Here is a 15,237-nt window from a genome sequence, read left to right as displayed (position 1 = left end):
GGGCTGGACGCGCAGACGCTAAAGGTGATGAGCTTCAACGTCAGGGGGTCGTTCCGCGACCTCGGCACCGAACATTCCTGGTCCAACCGGGCCGCGTCGAACGTCGCGACCATAGAACGCCACGCGCCGCACCTGATCGGCCTCCAGGAATGCCAGCGAGGCAACCTCGCCGCCTACCGCGAGAACCTCCCCCGCTATGAACAACTCAAGGGACCCAGGTACGGGAACGTTCGGCCCCACGATTTCAACGCCGTCCTCTTCGACCCGGATCGTCTCGAACCCGTCGAATCGGGCGGCTTCTGGTTGAGCGAGACGCCGCAAAAACCCTCCCGGAGCTGGGAGACGAGGGTTACCCGCTCCGCGAACTGGACCCTCTTCGGCCTGGAAGAGACCGGCCTCCCCCTCCTGCACCTCAACACCCACCTCGACCACAAGAGCGCCCCGGCCCGCAGGGAGGGAAGCGCCCTGATCGTCAGAGAGTTGGACGGGCTGCTGCGGCGGTTCGGACCCGAGACCCCGGTCATCGTCACGGGCGATTTCAACTGCCGTCCCGGAACGCCAACCTACGAGAACTTCGTCCGCGGGGGTTTCGTGGACACCTACCTCGCCGCCGGCAACAGCGACGACGAAGGCGCAAACACCTTCCACGCGTTCGAGGGAGCGGGTTTCCGGGACCCGCACCCGAAGCGCGGCCCGCGCCGGATCGACTGGGTTCTACTCAAAGACCCGACCCACCGCCTACGCGTCCTCTCACACGAGATCCTGCGCGACGGAGCAGATCGCCCGCCCTACCCAAGCGACCACTACCCGGTCCTCGCAAAAATCGACCAATCATAAGAACGCTTCGCAAACCGTCCCAACGAGGCCTCGTCAGACAACGCAAGGGGCCCCGCATCGAACGGGACCCCTTGCGTTACAGGCTTTTGCTTAAAGTTGACAGCTGAGAGCTGACAGCTCCTCCTACGCGGCCCCGCGTAGAACGGCGCCGAACTCGCCGCTGGCGAGCATCCGCTCGGCCTCGCGCTGGAGCTGGCGGACGCGCTCGCGGGAGATGCCGAGCTCGTCGCTGAGCTCGGCCAGCGTCGCGGTGTCGCGGTCGCCGAGGCCGTAGCGACGGATCAGGACGTGCTGGTGACGCTCGGGCAGCCGCTCGACGGCCTCCTTGAGCGAACCGAGCTCTATGTCCCCTATAACCACGCCGGCAACCTCGGAGGCGCGCTCGTCCTCGATGAGCTCGCCGAGCTCGGACCCGTCGCCGTCGGAGGAGAGCGGCTGGTTGAGGCTGGTGGCGTCGGGCATGGCGCTCTTGACGTCGAGCACCTCGTCGACGGTCCACTCCAGCTTCTGCGCGACCTCTTCGTCGGTCGGCTCTCGGGTGAACTGCGCGGATAGCTCGTTGTAGGCGCGGGCCATCTTCCGGATCTTGTCGCCCATGTGGACGGGGACCCTTATCGTGCGGCCCTTATCCGCGACGGCCCTTTGCACGGCCTGGCGGATCCACCACGTCGCGTAGGTCGAGAACCTCCACCCGCGGTCCGGGTCGAACTTCTCGACGGCCCGCATGAGGCCGACGTTGCCCTCCTGGATCAGGTCCTCGAAAGGCAGACCCATCCCGCGGTACCTCTTGGCGACGCTCACCACGAGCCTCAGGTTCTTCTCGACGAGCCTCTTGCGGGCGCCATCGTCGCCGGCCTTCGCCCTCTTGGAGAGGTTGATCTCCTGCTTGTGCGTCAACAGGTTGCCCTTGTCGATACGCGCGAAGTAGCCCGGTATGAGATCCGGCGTCTCCGACGTCCGCTCTGTCTGCCGCCCTCTTGTCTGTATTACCGCCATTGCGACCCTCCTCTGCCCCGTGTTAAATTACGCTGCCCGTCCGCCGGAACACCCCAAGGACGACGCGGACCACGCCTCGCCACAGAGGCCCCACTATTCAGCACTCGGAAATCGTGTTATCCGGGGATACAGGCTGTTTTCAGGAACTTGCCAAACTGGTATTTTACACACATAGGGGGCATTGTCAAGAGCCGGCCGGACGACGGTCGAGGGGGGGCGGCGAGGGTATATTTACGCGGAATCGCCGGTTTGGCGGCGTCTCGGAGAGGAGTCTGGTGCGTTCGGGTTGTCTGGGTGTGGTGGTCAGCATCGGTGTCGTTTCGTTTGCGGCGGTGCTGGCCGCCGTCAGCCTGGTCCTGATCGGCTCCTTCGCGGTCTCGGCGCTGGGGCAGCCCTCGGGCACCACGACGGTGTTCGGGCTCGTGATCGCCTCCGTAGCAGGCCTCTGTTTCTTTCTCGTGGGGCGCAACATCTGGCGCGAGCTGCGGGAGGGAAGAAAGAAGCCCGGCGGAGACCGGGACTGAGAAGCTCTCAGCTGTCAGCTCTCAGCTATCAGCTATCAGCCAAAGATAAACGGCTGACAGCTGATAGCGTAGGCCGAAGGCCGAGCGGGCTGACCGCTGACCGCTCTATCTCCAGCGGCTCTCCGCCTACGACCGACACCCTCTCGCGTTCGGGAAGGGTATCGCCGTAGAACCCGCGCCAGCGCTCGGGGGCGCCGGGGTCCATGTCGGCGAGGCTCGCGGCGCCGAAGCCGTGGGAGATCCTGGCCCCGTCGGGGCCGTAGACGTGACCCGTAGCGCTGAAGCGGGCTTCGGGGTAATCGCCTATCTGGTTGGCGCTGGCGAGGTGGATGCCTGAGTCCAGGGCGCGGGCGGCGCAGGCGAGGCCGTACTGGGCTCCCCAGGGATCGCGCCAGGCGGCGGGGGCGAGGACGAGGTCGGCCCCGCGCGCCGCGGCCTCCCGCGCGACCTCGGGGAAGCCAAGATCCCAGCAGACCGCGAGCGCGACCCGCAGCCCTCCCGCCTCCACGACCGGCAACTCGACCCCCGGCGTAAAGACGCGGTATTCCGGCGTAGTCTCGACCAGGTTGCGCTTGCGGTAGGTGGCTATAACGCCGCCGGCCCCCACCAGGTTGGCGCTGTCGAAGACGCCCGTGACAGACCCGGGTACCGTCTCGGCGAACCCGTAGGCGATGCAGAGTCCGAGCTCCCGCGCCAGGGAGACGAAGAAACGGGCGCTCTCGCCGCGCTCCGCGTCCTCGGCGGACAGATGAACCGTCTCGAGGGCGGAGTAGCCGCAGGTAAAGAGCTCGGGAAGCACCACCCACCGGAGGTCGGGCTCCAGACTCTTCGCCTCCCTGATGGCGCGTTCGGCAAGGGAGAGGTTGTGCTCCAGATCGCCCGGTTTCGGGCCGAGGTTCAGCGTCGCGACGGCCTGGGTGGGCATGGGAGACCCACCCGTGAAGTCTGCCCGGATCACCTCCGCCAACCGTGCCCCCTCGCCACCAGCCAACCGTCCCCCGTATTTTAATCTTGGGGCTGCGTCCGGGATACCGGCCCCGCGTCGAAGAATCGGGCGACCGAAGGCGCCGCCGGTTATCCAGAAGTAGCATGACAATCGTTCGCGACCGGGGGTAACATAAGCCCGGACCGGAGAGCGGAAGTCTGGAGAAGGCCTTGTGCGGAATCGTCGGCGGGTACGGCGCGATGGAACCGGAGACCGCTGCGCGGATGATGGGCCGGATCTCCCACCGCGGCCCAGACGATGACGGCCTCGTCGAGGTGGCCGGCAACACTCTGGGCCACAGGCGCCTCTCGATAGTGGACGTCGAGGGCGGCAAGCAGCCGCTCCTCAAGCCGGACGAGGGCCTCTACCTCGTCGGCAACGGCGAGGTCTACAACCACGAGGAGATCCTTGAGACCCTCGAAGACCGGAGCATGTCAACCCGCTCGGACAACGAGGTAGCCCTCAGGCTCGTGGCCGAACGCGGCCCTGACGCCCTCTCCGGCCTGCTCGGGATGTACGCGTTCCTCATCGCGGGCGAAGACGGGACCTTTATCGCGGCCCGCGATCCGGTCGGCATAAAGCCCCTCTACTGGGCTAAGCGCGATGGCCTCGTCCGCTTCGCCTCGGAGATGCGGGCCTTCGACGAGGACTGGCAGCCTTCCGTCGAGTCCTTCCCCCCGGGCCACTACTGGACGCCGGAGGAGGGCCTGGTCCGCTTCGGCCGCGCCGTGCCCGAGGAGGGGGATCTGGAGCCGTTCGACGGGCCCGGCGAGCCGGGGGCGCCCATCCCAGGCGGCATACTCGAAAAGGTCCGCGACAGGCTCATACGGACCGTGGAGCGGCAGATGATGGGCGACGTGCCCGTCGGCGTCTTTCTCTCGGGCGGCCTCGATTCGAGCCTCGTCGCCGCCATCGCGGCGCGTTGGTACGAGCGGCGGGGAGAGAGGCTCAAGACCTTCGCCGTGGGCCTTGAGGACTCCCCCGACCTGCTGGCGGCCCGGGCCGTCGCCGAGCACCTCGGCACCGAGCACCACGAGAGCGTCTACACCGCCGAGGACGCCCTGGCCGTCCTGCCCGAGGTTGTGCGGGTCATCGAGAGCTTCGACCCGTCTCTCGTGCGGAGCGCCGTCCCCAACTACATACTCTCTGAGTTCACGGCCAAACACGTAAAAGTCGTGCTGACGGGCGAGGGGGCCGATGAGATCTTCGCCGGCTACGAGTACCTGGAGGACTTCCGGACCGAAGAGGACCTGCACGCGGAGCTCGTCCGGACCATCGAGGGGCTCCACGACCTGAACCTGCAGCGGGCCGACCGGGTCACGATGGCCCACGGCCTGGAGGCGCGGGTGCCGTTTCTTGAGCTAGACATGATCTCGCTCGGGCTCTCCCTCCCCGCCGGCTGGAAGCTCGCCGGCGAGGACCAGCCCGAGAAACGCCTCCTCCGCCAGGCCTTCGACGGCTGGCTCCCCCACGACTTCCTCTGGCGCAAGAAGGCCCAGTTCGGCGACGGCTCCGGCGCCTCCTCCGTCCTGAAGGACCGCATGGAGGCATCCGTCACGGAAGAAGAATTCGAGCGCGAGCGGAACGACGTCGACCCGCCGCTGCGCACCCGCGAGGAGGCCGCCTACTACCGCGTCTTCGCCGAAGGGCTAGGTGACGTCCGGCCGAAGCGCGTCATAAGCCGCTTTGCCACGGCCTAGAGCGGGTTGCGGGGGCGATTCCCCCGCAACCCGCGCTTTCAGCCGTCAGCTATTTGCTCTTGCTGAAAGCTGACAGCTGATCGCTGACCGCTTCCCGGAGCGGCGCCCTGGGACGGGGCTTACGCCCGGAGGCCCGTTGTCAGTAGTCGAGGGCGCCGGAGGCCTCGAACAGCTCGTCCACCGGCGTCTTCGCCGCCTGTTCGGCGGGTCGGGAGAGGTAGAGGTCGGCGTGGTACCAGCCCTCTTCTTCTTTACCCGCCGGGTCCACGCCCAGCTTCGACAACTCCCGCAGGACGTGTTCGCGCTCGGCGGCGTCTGCGAAGCGGCGTTGGGGGAAGGTGCGTGCGGAAAGCTTCTCCGTGACGAGGCCGTGGCGGGAGAACAGGACCGAGAGCGGCCCGTAGTCCACCAGGCGGGCCGGCAGGGTCGCGACCCACGGTACGCGTCCGTCGGGACGGGCTTTGGCAACGGCGTTCAGGACGCGGTCGAAGGTCCGCTCCCAGACGTAGCCCACGCCGCCCGTGACGGTGACGAGCCCCGTGTTCCCGACGGACCCCTCGAAGGCACCCGAAGGTTCAGCCGTCTCGAGGTCCTCCCCGAAGCCCGCCTCGAGCAGCCCGGCACGCAGCGCGTAGCGGACGGCGTTCGCGGCCGAGTCCGCGCCGACGGTGTCGGTACGCCCTCCGTTCCTGTGTTCAGAGTAGAACGCGCGGTCCATCCCGGCCAACTCCTCCGTCGGGAGGTCGGCCAGTTCCGGAGAGGCGTAGCGGGAGTAGAGGTCTTCCAGGGTCAGGTCGTGGCCGAGCAGGGCCGCGTTCACCCCGTAGGAGCAGCACAGGTCGAGGACGCCCGCCGGGCCGCCTTCCGCCCGGATCTCCCGCAGCAGGGTCGGGAAGAGGCGGCGACCGTGCTCGGGCGCCAGGTAGTCCAGGGAGCCTAAAGCCTCGAAGTAGCCCCTCGGGTCAGGCAGGTCGTAGACGTGGTCGAAGTTCGCCTTGCTCTGCTCGTTGTGCCGGGCGTAGGGGTTAGACACCCTTCTCGTTCCTCCTCTGGGACGGCCGACGGGCGGGCCTTGGACATGTAGCCCTATTCTACGCGACCGTTTGCGGCGGTCCGTTGGCGCCCCTACTATTGTTCGGGGAACCGACCGGGAAGGGAGAACGGCGTGGAAGAGGTAATCATCAGCGCGGCGATCACGGGCGGCATGACGGTGCCGGGGCAGAGCGCGGCGATCCCGATCACGCCGGACGAAATAATCGAGTCGGCCGTCGGCGCCCACGAGGCCGGCGCCACCATCGTCCACCTCCACGTCCGCGAACCCGAGACGGGCAAGCCGAGCTCGGACATAGGCCTGTTCCGCGAGGTGGTCTCCGGCATCAAGGAACGGTGCGACGTCATAGTCCAGCCAACCACCGGCGGCGGCAAGGGGATGTCGCTGGAAGAACGCGCCGCCGTCCTGCCCGAGCTCGAACCCGAGATGGCGACCTTCAACACGGGCTCCTTCAACTTCGGCCTCTTCCCGATCGCGGAACGGGGCAACCCCGGGGACTTCGAGGACTGGGAGGTGGACTACCTGGAAGGGACCCGCGACTACATCTTCCGCAACACCTTCGCCGACATGGAAAAAGTCTGCGCCATGTTCCGCGAATCCGGCGCCAAACCCGAACTCGAAGCCTACGACGTGGGCCACCTCTACAACATCAAGTACCTTATCGACAGGGGACTCTTGGACACCCCGGTCCACGTCCAGTTCGTGCTCGGTGTGATGGGCGCGAACGCGGCCACCATCGAGCAGCTCATGCACATGCGCCGCACGGCGATGGACCTCTTCGGGGACGGCTTCACCTGGTCGGCTGCGGGCGTCGGCTACCCGGCCGAGTACCACCTGGCCGCCATGTGCCTCATGCTCGGCGGCCACGTCCGGGTCGGCCTAGAAGACAACCTCCGCGTCAGCCGCAAGAAGCGCGCCGAAACGAACGCCGAGCTCGTCGAGAAAGCCGTAGCCCTCGCGGCCATGTTCGACCGCGAGCCGGCCACCCCCGACGAAGCGCGCGGGGTCTTTGGCCTGAAGGGGCGCTCAGCCGTCGCGTTCTGAAGCGGCGGCCGGCCGTCGTCCGCCATCCTCCTCCGCGGGGGCCTGCGGGAGCAGGCGCTCCCGCAGGCCGGAGAGCCACAGGGGGACTTCCTTCGAGCCGCTCCCCCACACGAGGAGCACGGCCATCAGGCCGTAGATGGGCAGGTGCCCGATCAGCTCCTCCCACGCGAAGAGCGTCAGGGTCAGGTTGATCGGGAACCAGGCCACGATCACGACCTCGCGCACGAAGATGCCGAGGGCGATCCAGAGCCCCACGAGCAGCTCAACGGCCCCCGCGCAAAGCACGAACGTCTCGTCCGAAAGGGGTATACTCAGGGCACCCGTGAAGTTGAGCGGGTACTCCTCCAAAAACGACAGGCCCAGGGGCACGTTGGCGAACTTCTCGGTGAACGCGACGAAGACGAGGCTCAAACCCACCCCGACGCGCGCGACGGGCACGGCGTGGCGCGAGAGGCCCGCCCCGGGCTCCAGGCGGGGGAACAGCAGGCGGTCGACCGACAGGGGACCGCGCCCGGCCAGCAGGAAGAAGGCGGCGAAGCCGAGGTACATGACGTTCTCGAGCATCGCCTCCGGGCCTACGAGAAAGACGCCGCAGGTCCACAGGAGGCCGAGCGCCGCCGCCGCGATGCGCGTCAGGCCGCCGTAGAACAGGGCGAGCGCGATGCCCGTCTGGGCGAGGCCGAGAAAGTTGGCCCACACGCCCGGCATCTCGTTGTCGGGGGAGAAGAGCGTCCCCTGCACCCCGTTGACCAGCAGCGGCACCGCGACGTGGATGCCAAGGATCAGGGGCACCAACCCGTAGAGGAGGCTCCGCCGCCCGTCGGTCGCCCCGAAGGCCGCGGGCCCCGGCACGAAGCCGCGACGGCCCCTCGCCCTCCACAAAAGCCCGCCGGCGAGGGTCGCCAGCAGGACCGCCCCGACGAGCGCCAGCGGGAGCGGCCGGAAGAACAGGTCCCACCGCAAACCCGCGCCCGGCTCGCCCACGAACCACTTCTCGTGCGCTTGGGCACTTCCCGCCGAGGCCACGAGAAGGGCAACCACACCGCCGATTCCAGACAGCAACCACCGAAGTCTCACGTACCCTCCTCGAAATCCGCACCCGTCCGGCACGCCGCCTCTCGGGTGAAACCCGGACCATCTACGTTAGAGAGTCTAAACGCGCTGCCTCTCCGGTACACGCTGGCGGCGTGATACGTTCACACCTCCGCCCGCCGCGCAACCCGGCCCGGGCACGGCCCTTCGAGGTCGGCTTTGACGGTCCGTTTCAGGCGGGGCGCAGCAACTCGGCGAACACCTCGCGTCCGGGACGCCGATCCCCGCGCTCCATCGCGTGCATCAACCTTACGACGCGGGCGTTGGTGGGCGTCTCCACCCCGTACTCGCGGCCCTTCTCCACGACCGCGCCGTTTATGACGTCGACCTCCGTTTTGAGTCCTCTTTCGAGGTCCTGGAGCATGGAAGCTTTCGTGGCCCCGGCGTATCCCATCGCGACCTCGAGGGCCTCGTCCACTTTTTTCCTGTCCCCGGGACCGCGTAGGACCAGCGCCCCTGCTTCCACACCGAGGACCTCATCGAGCGCGATGCCCTGCGCCGTTCCGACGTCGTAGCCCTCGCGCCAGAGGGCGAGCGCTACCTCGCGTCCGTCGGGGTCCCCTACCACTTCGCGGTACAGCAGGCCCGAGACGGCGCCGAGGCCGGAGAAGGAGCTGTTGACGAGCAGCTTCGTCCAGACCTGGCCCCGGATGTTCTCCGTAACGCGCACGCTTTCGACGGCGCCGAGGACCTCCGCGAGCATGCGGGTCCGGTCCCGCGTCTCGCCGTCCGGCTCGCCGACGACGAAGGGGGCGCTGGTGGTCTGCGCCAGCCGGCCCGGCCCGAGGTTCGTGGAGCCCCACTCGACGGTGCCCCAGATCAGGTTGTCCGGCCCGACGATGCCGGCCATGCGCTCCTGCACGAGCCCGTTGCACAGGGAGACGTAGGTCCCGGCCAGGCGTCGCTCCACGAGCGGCGTAAGCGCCTCCTCCAGGTGCGGGGCCTTGAGCGTCACCAGGGCGAAGTCGAACGGGCCGTCCAGATCGGCCGGGTCGGCGTGGGCCTCCAGCTCCACCCGGCGCTCCTCGCCGAGCACGTCGACGACGAGGCCGGGGTCCCGCATCTTTTCGACGTGCTCCGCGTTCGCGTCGAGCACGGCGACCCGCCCGATCTTCCCCACGAGCTTCGCCGCGGTGACGCCGCCTATGGCCCCCGCGCCCACGACCAGGACGCTCGCGTCGATCATCCCTCCCCCTTCCCCGCCCCCACGGGCGGCATCCGCCCAAGCAACTCGAGCAGCGCCGCGTACCGGCGGTCCCGCTCCAGGAGCAACCGCCCCCGCTCCTCGTCCGTGTAATCCAGAAAGCCTGCGCCGGCCTTGGTGCCGGTCCGCCCCTCCTCGACCAGATCCAACAACATCTTCGGCGGCTCGAACCTGTCTCCCAAACCGTCCCGCAGCACCCCGAGCACGCTCGCGTAGACGTCCAGGCCCGCCATGTCCGCGATCTGAAACGGCCCGAAGAACGGCAACCTGAACCCGAAGCAACTGCGCACCACCTCGTCCACCTCCTCGGGCGAGGCGAGGCCGTCTTCCACGCAGCGCACGGCCTCCAGGAACATGGCGTTCTGGATGCGGTTGGCGACGAAACCGGGCCCGCTTCCAACGACCGCGGGACGCTTGCCGATGGAACGGAGGAAACCAACGAGACTTTCGACGGTCCCGGCCCCGGTCTCCCCGGCCGGGATCACCTCCACGCCGGGCGTCCACTCGGGCGGGTTGAACCAGTGCATCCCGCAGAACCGCCCGGCCCCCTCAACGAACCGCGCCAGCTCGTCCATCGGCAACGACGAAGTGTTCGAGACGATGACGGCCCCGGTAGAGGCCCCGGCCGAGCAGACGCCGAGCACCTCCTCCTTCAGCCCGACGCTCTCCGGCACGGCCTCGAAGACGAGGTCGACGCCGGCAACGGCCTCAGCCACGCCGTCCGCCGCCGCGACGCCCCTCACGCGCCCGACCGCCTCCTCGGGCAGAAGCCCGGCCTCCGAGTGGCCCCGCGCCCGCGCGATCAGGCGCTCCCTCGCCTCGCGGGCGAGCTCGGGGGTCGCGTCCGCGAGCTTGACCGTCATGCCGGCGGCGGCGAAGCACTCGGCGACGCCGAGGCCCATCGTGCCGGCGCCAAGGATGGCGGCGGTCTGAGGCCACTCCCGACGCCTGGCCTCGGTGTGCATCAGGCGTAGAAGTCCGGGGCCTTCTTGAACTTCGGCCACTCCTCCGGGTCGTGGCCCGTGACGAGGGTCGCGCCGTGGCCCTCGACGATGCGGCGGACTTTGCGGGTAGAGTTCGCGACGTCCGCGGCGGAGTGGATCAGACCGGGCAGCGCCGCCTCTTTGTAGTGGTCCATCGTGTAACACGCGTCCGCCGTCAACATCATCGGCCCCTCGCCCGGCAGATCCACCAAAACGGACTGGTGTCCGGGCGCATGACCCGGTGTAAACAGCATCTTTATGGTCCCGTCCCCGAAGAGGTCGTACCCATCGTCGTGCTCGCCGTCCAGGTACAGCCACCTCACGTCCCTGTCGAAGTCCTTGCGGATGTAGGCGGGTTTCTGAAACCAGTCGGGCGTGTAGGCGTACTCTAGCTCCCGCCGCTGCACCACGTACTCCGCGTTCGGGAAGTGCCCGATGGCGCCCGAGTGGTCGAGGTGCAAGTGAGATTGGATCACGTACCGCACCGAAGCCGGGTCCACGTCCATCCGCTGAAGCTGGTTGACCACGAAGTCGTCCTCGGTCATCACCGGGTCGTACGCGTCGACGACGGCGTCCCAGTGCCCCCTGGCATCCTGCGCCACCTCGAGAGCGTTTCCGCCGTCGTAGAGGACGTTCCCGCGCGGATGCGTGATGAGGAAGAAAGGAACCGGGATCTCATACGGGTCCCCGAGCCCCTGGTTCATCTTGATGAACTGGACCTGAGTCTTCAAGCTGCCGCACTCGAAAAAGTAAAGTCGCAAGTCGTCCATTGGTTCTCCCTTCGGTCGAACGCTATCAGCTGTCAGCTTTCAGCGGTCAGCTTTTCCCTCCGGCGTCACTCCTTCGCGTCGCCCTGACTCCCCGCAGGCTGCTAGCGTCTCGTGGGCTGAACAACGCCCCGCCTTCCGTCGACTGGCTGAAAGCTGACAGCTAATGGCTGACAGCTCTATCGCCAATTCTCCATCGACTCGCGCAGGATGTTCGCGAGGTCTTCTTCCGTCACGTCTTTCGGGGAGCCGACGAGGAGGCGTTGCTGCTTCATGGCGCCTTCAACGAGGGCGTCTATGTCGTCTTCGGTGTAGCCGAGCTCTCGGACGCCGCTCGGGGCGCCTATGTCTTTCATGAGGCTTATCAGGATCTCGGGTAGCGTGTTTTCGTCGGGCTTCTCGATCTTCTCCCCCGCCAGCAGCTCCGCCACCTCGTCGTGCCGTTCGGGCATGGCGTCGTAGGTGAAGCGGAAGGCGGCGGGCGCCGTGACTATGACGGACCAGCCGTGCGGGACGAAGGGGTGGTCGTCGGGGTAACCGGGCGGCTGCCACTCGTGCTTGAGGCCCGCTATCGGGTAGGCGCAGGCGTGCGGGATGTGGACGCCCGCCGACCCGAAGCCGACGCCGGCCAGTGAGGCCCCCAGCATCATCGCGCCCCGGGCCTCGACATCCCCGCCGTCCTTTACGGCCCGCCTCAGGTACTTGCCGCCGAACTCCAGGGCCTTGCCGCTCCACATGTCCGCAATGGGGTTTGCCCCCTGGTAGGGCGGTCGGTCGTCGGGGCTGTCGGGCTTGGGCCTGGCGTCGTAGGGCTTGGAGAGGTACGACTCGGCCGCGTGGCAGACCACGTCGAGGCCGCAAGAGGACGTTACCTCGGGGGGCATCGACATCGTCAGGAGCGGGTCCACGAGGCCGCGGTCTGGGCGGAGGTACTGGTGGGAGATTCCGGTCTTTACCTTCTGCTCCGGGATGTCCAGGATGGCCACCGTCGTCGCCTCGGCCCCGGTGCCGGCCGTCGTGGGCACGGCCAGGAGCGGTTTCAGGGGGGACGGGGGCTTCTTGCCGTCGCCGACCGGGGCGTTTACGTAGTCCATGATCTCACCGCCGTGCGTCGCGATGAGGTCCGAAACCTTCGCGGTGTCTATGCTCGTCCCACCCCCGACGGCGACGAACCCGTCGAATTCGCCGTCCCTGGCGAAGTCGGCGGCGGCCTGCAACGAGTCGGCCGTGGGCTCGACGCGCGAGCGGTCCCAGACCTCGACCTCGACGCCTTCGGCCTCGATCAGCTCGACGATGCGGCCGGTGATCCCGGCCTCTATCACCCCCGGGTCGGAGACGAGCATGACGCGGTTCATCCGGAGCCGTCTGACTTCCCAGCCGACCTCCTCGGCGGCCCCCCGCCCGTACTTGATGGGCGTCGCCTCCATGGTAAAGATGGTCTCGTTTCCGCCAGCGCTCACGCGATCCCCTTCCCCCGTGGCCTCTTCCCCTGTCCGGGCAATATAACGGCGCCCCGCCCCAGCGGCAACGGGGGCGGGGCGCCGTTCAGAAACCCGCGCTTTCAGCTGTCAGCTATCAGCTGTCAGCTTTTTGTTGGTAGTACCGCCACCGGAGCGTAAACCGCTGCCCGGTAGCGTACGGCAGTAGAGAGACGAACCGCCAGAAACGTACCGTCTGCCAACGACCGGCTGAAAGCTGACAGCTGATAGCTGACTGCTCCCAACGGTATATGCCATTAACACATAAGTTTCTTTTTGCAGTATAATTCCGGCCGAAAGCAGACTAAGTAGCGTATGCGAGGGAGGTTTTTCGGTTGACGGAGGAGCGAGGATCCCGGTCGGTCATGGACCCCACGGATCTGTGGCGGCAGTGGTACGAGACGAGCACGAGGCTGTGGTCTGACGCGGCGCGTGGGGCCCAGGGTGGCTACGGCAACCCGGCCGAGTTCTACCGGCGGTGGTTCGACGGCGCGCGAGAGATGCAGGAGCGCATGATCGGGGCGGCGCCCCAGGCCGTGGAGGGCAACCCAGGAATGCAGGACATGATGCAGCGGTGGCAGGAAGCCTCGACTGCGACCTGGCAGAAGGGCGCCGAGCTCGGCCAGAACGCCCTCGACCTTTTGCCCCGCTGGACGCAGATGCTCGAAGAGGCGCGGGACAACCTGCTCGCCGGCGGGAGCCTGCCGGCTGACCCCCTCCAGTTCGCGACCCGGTGGTACAACGCCACGAGCGGTCCCTTCTCGGACTTTCTCGGGGACGTCATCGAGCGCGAGGAGTTTCTGGAGCCTTCCAGCCAGTTCCTCCAGAGCTACGCGGGCTTCTACAAGGTCTTCAAGCGCAACTCAGAGGAGTACCTGAAGAGCCTGCAGTTGCCGGTCCGGTCTGACATCTCGCGGGTGGCAGGGCTCGTCATCAACCTGGAGGACAAGGTCGACAGGATCGAGGAGGTCCTCGAAGACTTCGAGTATACCCCCGCCAAGCCGGCCACAGCTGATTCTATCGAAGCGTTGGAGGGTCGGATCGGCGGCCTGGAGAGCGCCCTGAAGCGGATCACGCAGGCCGGGGAGCAGGCCGCGACCGCCGAATCCGTGCAGACGCTGGGCGGGCGGCTAGACCGGGTAGAGGGCAAGCTCGACAAGCTGCTCGCGGCGCTGGAGAACCAGAACGGCGCGGCGCAGGCCCAGGCGCAAAATGTTCAGGCCAACGGCTCCGCGACCGCGGAGGTCAAGGCGACGGACGCGGCCAGGCGCAAGGCGCGGGAGTTGGGCGTGGACCTCGCCAGCGTAGAAGGCACGGGGACCGACGGCCAGGTCACCGTCGAGGACGTGCGCAAGAAGGGAGACAGCTAGATGACGGAGACCGCCAACTACGGCGCGCAGCCGACGTCGCAGGACGCGACGGTCCCGGCCGACGTCGAGAACTTTTTCGACAAGTACAGCCGCGGGATGAGGATCGTGGTCGAGGGCGCCCAGGCCGACACCGGCCAGACGCCCAAGGAGACCATCTGGACCAAGAACAAGGCCAGGCTCTACCACTACGCCCCGGCCGCGGAGAAGAAGCACCCGGTCCCGATCCTGATGGTTTACGCCCTCATCAACCGCCCCTACATCCTGGACCTCATGCCGGGCAACAGCTTCATAGAGTTCCTGTGCGACGAGGGCTTCGACGTCTACATGCTCGATTGGGGCGTCCCCGGCGACGAGGACAAGGACCTCGACTTCGAGAACTACGTCCTCGACTACCTGCCGAGGGCCGTCAAGAAGGTCCTCAAGCACTCCGGTTCCGACGAGTTCACGCTGCTCGGCTACTGCATGGGCGGCACCATGAGCGCGATGTACGCCTCGCTCTACCCGGAGCACCTCAAGAACCTCGTGCTCCTCACCGCCCCCATAGACTTCCCGGAGGGCGAGATGGGGCTCTACAGCCTCTTCACGAGCGAGAAGTACATGAACCCCGGGCTTCTGGCGGATGCCTTCGGGAACATACCCGGCGACCTGATCGACACGGGCAACAGGATGCTCAAGCCCGTCACAAACTACGTCGGCACCTACGTCAACATGTGGGAGCGCCTCTTCGAGGACAAGCCGATGGAGACCTGGCTCGCCATGAACAAGTGGGTAAACGACGGCCCGCCGTTCCCCGGCGCCACCTTCAGGCAGTGGATAAGCGAGTTCTACCAGCAGAACAAGCTCTCCAAGGGCGAGATAGTCCTCCGCGGTCGCCGCGTCGACCTCTCCAACATAAAGGTCCCGCTCCTCAACATCGCGGGCACCAAGGACCACATCTGCGCCCTCCCGCAGGCCGAGGCGACCATGAACCTCGTGGGCAGCGAGGACAAGGAGTTCTTCCCGCTGGACGCCGGCCACGTCGGCCTCATGACCGGCCGCGGCGCCAAGAGGGGCCTCTGGCCGAAGGTTAGCTCCTGGCTCGGAGAAAGGTCCGGCGCTTAGAGCTTTCAGCTTTCAGCGGTCAGCTTCTTTGCGTCGCTGACCGGCTTGTAGGAGAAGGGCGGGGCTTTCGCAGCCTCGCCCTTCCCTTCGTCCCGAGAGTCGTTT

14 protein-coding genes are annotated in these 15,237 nt (G+C 67.2%); 6 read left to right on the top strand and 8 right to left on the bottom strand.

What is annotated here, in order from left to right:
- Positions 1 to 27: 27 nt before the first annotated feature.
- A complete protein-coding gene (locus GBA63_RS04715) occupies positions 28 to 837 on the top strand; it encodes an endonuclease/exonuclease/phosphatase family protein (RefSeq protein WP_166173919.1) in 810 nt (269 codons plus the stop codon).
- Between the two features lie 123 nt (positions 838 to 960).
- Here GBA63_RS04715 and GBA63_RS04710 read toward each other — a convergent pair whose 3' ends face one another.
- Positions 961 to 1,833, bottom strand: a complete 873-nt coding sequence (locus GBA63_RS04710) for a sigma-70 family RNA polymerase sigma factor (RefSeq protein ID WP_166173917.1) — start codon at positions 1,831 to 1,833, stop codon at positions 961 to 963.
- Between the two features lie 275 nt (positions 1,834 to 2,108).
- Between GBA63_RS04710 and GBA63_RS04705 the strand changes: the two genes are divergently transcribed.
- Positions 2,109 to 2,357 (top strand): hypothetical protein, encoded by a 249-nt coding sequence (locus GBA63_RS04705; protein ID WP_166173915.1) that lies wholly within the window; start codon positions 2,109 to 2,111, stop codon positions 2,355 to 2,357.
- A gap of 28 nt (positions 2,358 to 2,385) precedes the next feature.
- On the opposite strand, the gene GBA63_RS04700 is transcribed toward GBA63_RS04705, so the two are convergent.
- Positions 2,386 to 3,315, bottom strand: a complete 930-nt coding sequence (locus tag GBA63_RS04700) for a carbon-nitrogen hydrolase family protein (RefSeq protein WP_228282460.1) — start codon at positions 3,313 to 3,315, stop codon at positions 2,386 to 2,388.
- Between the two features lie 197 nt (positions 3,316 to 3,512).
- On the opposite strand from GBA63_RS04700, the gene asnB reads away from it, so the two are divergent.
- Entirely contained in the window at positions 3,513 to 5,042 is a 1,530-nt protein-coding gene (asnB, locus tag GBA63_RS04695) for an asparagine synthase B (RefSeq protein WP_207957079.1), read from the top strand.
- A gap of 139 nt (positions 5,043 to 5,181) precedes the next feature.
- Here the strand turns inward: asnB and GBA63_RS04690 are convergent, their stop codons facing one another.
- The gene (locus GBA63_RS04690; protein WP_207957078.1) at positions 5,182 to 6,075 is read right to left on the bottom strand and encodes a hypothetical protein; all 894 of its coding nucleotides are present in this window, start codon (positions 6,073 to 6,075) and stop codon (positions 5,182 to 5,184) included.
- 132 nt (positions 6,076 to 6,207) lie between these two features.
- Between GBA63_RS04690 and GBA63_RS04685 the strand changes: the two genes are divergently transcribed.
- Entirely contained in the window at positions 6,208 to 7,137 is a 930-nt protein-coding gene (locus GBA63_RS04685; protein ID WP_207957077.1) for a BKACE family enzyme, read from the top strand.
- Here GBA63_RS04685 and GBA63_RS04680 read toward each other — a convergent pair.
- The 5 genes from GBA63_RS04680 to GBA63_RS04660 form a co-directional block, all read right to left on the bottom strand.
- Positions 7,120 to 8,214: a hypothetical protein gene (locus tag GBA63_RS04680; RefSeq protein WP_207957076.1), complete on the bottom strand. Its 1,095-nt coding sequence runs from the start codon at positions 8,212 to 8,214 to the stop codon at positions 7,120 to 7,122. The two genes, GBA63_RS04685 and GBA63_RS04680, sit on opposite strands and share 18 nt — an antisense overlap.
- Before the next feature lie 187 nt (positions 8,215 to 8,401).
- Positions 8,402 to 9,415 (bottom strand): ketopantoate reductase family protein, encoded by a 1,014-nt coding sequence (locus GBA63_RS04675; protein WP_166173911.1) that lies wholly within the window; start codon positions 9,413 to 9,415, stop codon positions 8,402 to 8,404.
- Positions 9,412 to 10,437, bottom strand: coding sequence for a 3-hydroxyacyl-CoA dehydrogenase family protein (locus GBA63_RS04670; RefSeq protein ID WP_166173909.1), 1,026 nt, complete (start codon positions 10,435 to 10,437; stop codon positions 9,412 to 9,414). Before GBA63_RS04670 ends, GBA63_RS04675 begins: the two co-directional genes overlap by 4 nt.
- Positions 10,398 to 11,186, bottom strand: coding sequence for an AttM family quorum-quenching N-acyl homoserine lactonase (gene attM / locus GBA63_RS04665; protein ID WP_166173907.1), 789 nt, complete (start codon positions 11,184 to 11,186; stop codon positions 10,398 to 10,400). Before attM ends, GBA63_RS04670 begins: the two co-directional genes overlap by 40 nt.
- A gap of 176 nt (positions 11,187 to 11,362) precedes the next feature.
- A complete protein-coding gene (locus GBA63_RS04660) occupies positions 11,363 to 12,610 on the bottom strand; it encodes a hydroxyacid-oxoacid transhydrogenase (protein WP_166179816.1) in 1,248 nt (415 codons plus the stop codon).
- A gap of 386 nt (positions 12,611 to 12,996) precedes the next feature.
- On the opposite strand from GBA63_RS04660, the gene GBA63_RS04655 reads away from it, so the two are divergent.
- On the top strand, positions 12,997 to 14,031 hold the full coding sequence (locus tag GBA63_RS04655) for an E3 binding domain-containing protein (RefSeq protein WP_207957075.1): 1,035 nt from the start codon (positions 12,997 to 12,999) through the stop codon (positions 14,029 to 14,031).
- Positions 14,032 to 15,132, top strand: coding sequence for a class III poly(R)-hydroxyalkanoic acid synthase subunit PhaC (gene phaC, locus GBA63_RS04650; RefSeq protein ID WP_166173905.1), 1,101 nt, complete (start codon positions 14,032 to 14,034; stop codon positions 15,130 to 15,132). It begins immediately after the preceding gene.
- The last annotated feature ends 105 nt before the right edge of the window (positions 15,133 to 15,237 follow it).

The sequence above is a fragment of the Rubrobacter tropicus genome (assembly GCF_011492945.1).
GTDB lineage: Bacteria > Actinomycetota > Rubrobacteria > Rubrobacterales > Rubrobacteraceae > Rubrobacter_D > Rubrobacter_D tropicus.
The sequence above is the reverse complement of the archived record's forward strand: the minus strand, read 5'-3'. Positions and strand labels throughout refer to the sequence as shown.